We start from the raw sequence: 4136 nt of genomic DNA, 5'->3' as shown, positions 1-4136 counted from the left end.
GCCGTGCCCCGGAGCGGCTCGCGTGTCTGCACGCGCTGCAGCCGCCGCTCCCCCGCCAGCTCGAAGATCAGCGAGTCCCAGCTCGCACCGACGACCTCCGCCGGATACTCGGAGATGCAGCGGCCGCGGAAGTAGGCCCTGGTGTCGCGCGGCGGCTCGACGGCTGCCCGCGCCACGTCCTCGGGGCGCACGAGCAGGTCGACGTCGCCCCGGCGCGCGAGCCGCTGGTAGATGCCCTTCTCCGGCCGCAGGTCCGCGTACTGCAGGTCGATGAGCGCGAGCCGCGGGTCCGTCCAGGCGAGTCCGTCCCGCGTGCGGTAGGCCTCGAGCACTTTCAGCTTCGCAATCCAGTCCACCTGCCGGGCCGCCGCAAGAGGTTCGCGGCGCAGGGTCGCCAGCAGTGCCTGCCAGCGTTCGACGACGTCGCGGGTCTGCTCGTCGGCGTCCTCCGGCACGGCGCGCGTCACCGCCTCGCAGTAGATCTCCTGAAGGTCGAGTCCGGAGACGCTACGGCCGTCCGTCAACCGGACCGTGGCCGCCAGCGAGGGGTCGTGACTGATGGTGCGCAGTGCCTGCACGGGGTCCTCGAGGGTGGGGACCGGCGCCAGGCCCTGCTCCACCAGCGCCAGGACGAGGGAGGTGGTGCCCAGCTTGAGGTAGTTGGACACCTCGTTCAGGTTGGCGTCACCGATGATCACGTGCAGCCGGCGGTACTTCTCGGCGACGGCGTGCGGCTCGTCGCGCGTGTTGATGATGGGACGCCGGACAGTGGTCTCCAGGCCGATCTCGTTCTCGAAGAAGTCGGCACGCTGGCTGATCTGGAATCCGGGTTCCTGGTTCAGCGGGCCGATGCCCACGCGGCCGGCGCCGCAGATGACCTGCCGTGAGACGAAGAAGGGCAGGAGCGCTTCGGCGAGCTTCGAGAACGGCACGCTGCGGGGAACGAGGTAGTTCTCGTGCGAGCCGTAGGAGACGCTCTTGTTGTCCGTGTTGTTCTTGTAGAGGATGACGGGCGAGAAGCCGGGGGTGGAGCCGATCCGGGTCATGGCGGCCGCGGCGACGTGGTCCCCCGCCCGGTCCCACAGGACGGCGTCCAGCGGATTGGTCACCTCGGGCGAGGAGTACTCGGGGTGGGCGTGGTCCACGTAGAGCCTCGCACCGTTGTTCAGCACGAGGTTCATCAGCACCGCCGCCTCGGCCGGCTCCCCCCGTTCGAGGGCTATCTGTTCCGCGCTGAGTTCCGCGGGTTCGTCGGTCAGCTGGCTGGGATGCGCGGCCGCCCGGTCCATCCGGAACCCGCGGGCGTCCGTCAGCGGTGTCTCGTCCGTGTAGTCCCAGCGGGTGCCCGCGAGGTTGCCGAGCCCCTCCCTCAGGGTCGCCGCGTAGGCGTTGACCACCTGCGAGGACAGGAGCGTGGGATTCGCCGAGGGAAGGGCGGGCGCGATGATGCCGTACTCGGTCTCCGTCCCCATGACACGGTGGACGGAGACCCCCTTGCCCACGGCCGGCAGCGCATCCGTCCCACCGGTCCGTCGTCCACCCGTTTCGATCACAGATACTGGCCCGTGTTCGCCGTCGTCTCGATCGACTTGCCCGGCTCCTGCCCGGCCTTCCCCTGGACGATCGTCCGGATGTAGGTGATGCGCTCGCCCTTCTTGCCCGAGATGCGTGCCCAGTCGTCCGGGTTCGTGGTGTTCGGCATGTCCTCGTGCTCGCGGAACTCGTCGACCACGGCCCGCATGAGGTGCTCGATGCGCAGGCCCTTGCTGCCGTCGAGGAGGAGGTCCTTGATGGCGTACTTCTTGGCGCGGTCCACCACGTTCTGGATCACCGCACCGGAGTTGAAGTCCTTGAAGTAGAGCATCTCCGTGTCCCCGTTGGCGTAGGTCACCTCGAGGTACTCGTTCGACTTGTCCGTCGAGTACATCTGCTCGACGGTCCGGCGGATCATCTCGGAGATCGTGGTCTGCGGGTCGTTGCCGTTCTCCGCGAGGTCGTCGGCATGCAGGGGCAGGTCGGCGGTGATGTACTTCGCGAAGATCTCGGCGGCGCCCTCGGCGTCGGGCCGCTGGATCTTGATCTTCACATCGAGCCGGCCCGGCCGCAGGATGGCCGGATCGATCATGTCCTCACGGTTCGAGGCGCCGATGACGATCACGTTCTCCAGCTTCTCGACACCGTCGATCTCACTCAGCAGCTGCGGCACGATGGTGGTCTCGACGTCGGAGGAGACGCCGGTGCCGCGCGTGCGGAACAGCGAGTCCATCTCGTCGAAGAACACGACCACGGGACTGCCGTCCGACGCCTTCTCGCGGGCACGCGCGAAGATCAGCCGGATGTGGCGCTCGGTCTCCCCGACGTACTTGTCCAGCAGCTCGGGGCCCTTGATGTTCAAGAAGTAGCTGCGGATCTGTTCGAGGCCTGCGCGCTCCGCGGCACGTGCCGCGAGGGAATTCGCGACGGCCTTCGCGATGAGCGTCTTGCCGCACCCGGGAGGGCCGTAGAGGAGGATCCCCTTGGGCGGCTTGAGGCCGTGTTCGCGGTAGAGGTCGGGGTGGAGGAACGGCAGTTCCACGGCGTCGCGGATCTGTTCGATCTGCGGACCCAGTCCGCCGATGTCCCCGTACGCGATGTCGGGCACCTCCTCGAGCACGAGGTTCTCCACCTCGCTCCGGGGCACCTTCTCCAGGCCGTAGCCGGATTTCGTGTCCACGGCCAGCGCATCGCCGACCCGGATCCTCTCGGCCTGCAGCGGCCCGCTGAGGCGGATGACGCGCTCGTCGTCCGTCCGCCCGACGACGAGGGCACGGTCGGCTCCCAGGAGTTCCTTGACGGTCACGATCTCGCCGGCCCGCTCGAAGCCGAGGGCCGCGACGATGGTCAGCGATTCGTTGAGCAGCACCTCCTGGCCGGGCGTGAGCTGCCGCACGCTGATGAGCGGGCTGACGGTGACGCGGAGCTTCCGCCCCGACTGGAGGATGTCAGCGGTGTCCTGCACCGTCGCCTCGGTGGTGGTCCCGGGCTCTGCCGGCCGCTTCGGGTTGACCTGCATGACCGTCGCGAAGCTGAAAGGCGCTGCACCCTCCTTCTCGAGGGCGGCCTTGAGTCGGACGATCTCGGTGCGGGCCGATTCCAGGGCGCTGACGAGCTTGCCGTTGTTCTGGGTCGCGGAGGCCAGCTGCCGGTCGATGTGGCGCAGCCGGTCCCGCAGGATGTTGAGCTGACGCTGGGCCACGGCGGTGTCGGCGGGAGGCGGGGTGATGCCGCGCGCGTCGGCGGCGGGAGCGCTGTCTTCGGAGTCCGTCATTTCGGTTCGCCACCTCGTGTTCGACCTTCGGCTGTCTTTCGACCTTAGCGCAGACGTCATCGCACGGCGTGCAGTGTTAACGCCCGGCGTCCGCGGACCTCTCCCCTGTTCCTGCCCGCCGCGGATGCTGTATCGCCCCGGGTGCGCCGGGCTCCCCTACTCGACCGTACCGCCGTCGGCGATCGCGTCGCGGCGGGCCTGTGCCTCCTCCGGGGGCAGGGAACCGCGCTGGATCGTGGATGCCGCGTCCCGCGCCACGCGCCGGAGCCGTTTGTCCGAGACCTCGCGTTCGCCGACGGCCTGCGGTGTCCACGCGTTGAGGTCCTCCTCGCTGAAGCCGGTCTTGGACGGCCTGCGCTTCGGGGTGAATCCGACGGCGCCGTCGGCGAGCCTGCGCGTGGTGAGCAGGAACCCCGTGTGGGCCACCATCCGGTGGTCCGGACGGACGGCCAGTCCTTCGAGGTGCCAGCCGCGCACCATCGACTCCCAGCCCTCGGGCTCGGTGAAGCGTCCGTCGGCGCGGATGGCCTCGGCGGTGCGGGAGAGCTGCGTGACGGTCGCGACGTAGCTGATCCACACGCCGCCGGCACCGAGGACGGTCGCGACGGCGTCGAGGCACTCCCAGGGCGCGAGCATGTCGAGGACGACGCGGTCCACGGACCCCGGCTCCTCGTGCTCCACGACCTGCTCCTGGAAGTCGCCGAGGGTGATCTGCCACGCCGGGTGGGGCCCGCCGAAGATCGTCTCGACGTTGCCCCGTGCGATGTCGGCGAACTCCTCGCGCCGCTCGAACGAGTGGAGGTACCCGGAGTCTCCGACGGCCCGCAGC

Annotated in this window: 3 protein-coding genes; all 3 read right to left on the bottom strand. The window is 69.2% G+C overall.

Going from position 1 to position 4136, the window contains the following annotated elements; all coding sequences use genetic code 11:
* A partial coding sequence (dop, locus tag CVO76_RS05675) for a depupylase/deamidase Dop (RefSeq protein WP_208741711.1) occupies positions 1-1472 on the bottom strand: 1472 nt, incomplete at its 3' end.
* Between the two features lie 77 nt (positions 1473-1549).
* A complete protein-coding gene (gene arc, locus CVO76_RS05670) occupies positions 1550-3307 on the bottom strand; it encodes a proteasome ATPase (protein WP_208741154.1) in 1758 nt (585 codons plus the stop codon).
* A 156-nt stretch (positions 3308-3463) separates the two neighbouring features.
* A partial coding sequence (locus tag CVO76_RS05665) for a tRNA (adenine-N1)-methyltransferase (RefSeq protein WP_432206135.1) occupies positions 3464-4136 on the bottom strand: 673 nt, incomplete at its 5' end.

This window comes from Arthrobacter agilis (assembly GCF_002953615.1).
Classification (GTDB): Bacteria; Actinomycetota; Actinomycetes; order Actinomycetales; family Micrococcaceae; genus Arthrobacter_D; species Arthrobacter_D agilis_B.
Note: the sequence above shows the minus strand (reverse complement) of the source record. Positions and strands in the feature narration are given on the sequence as shown.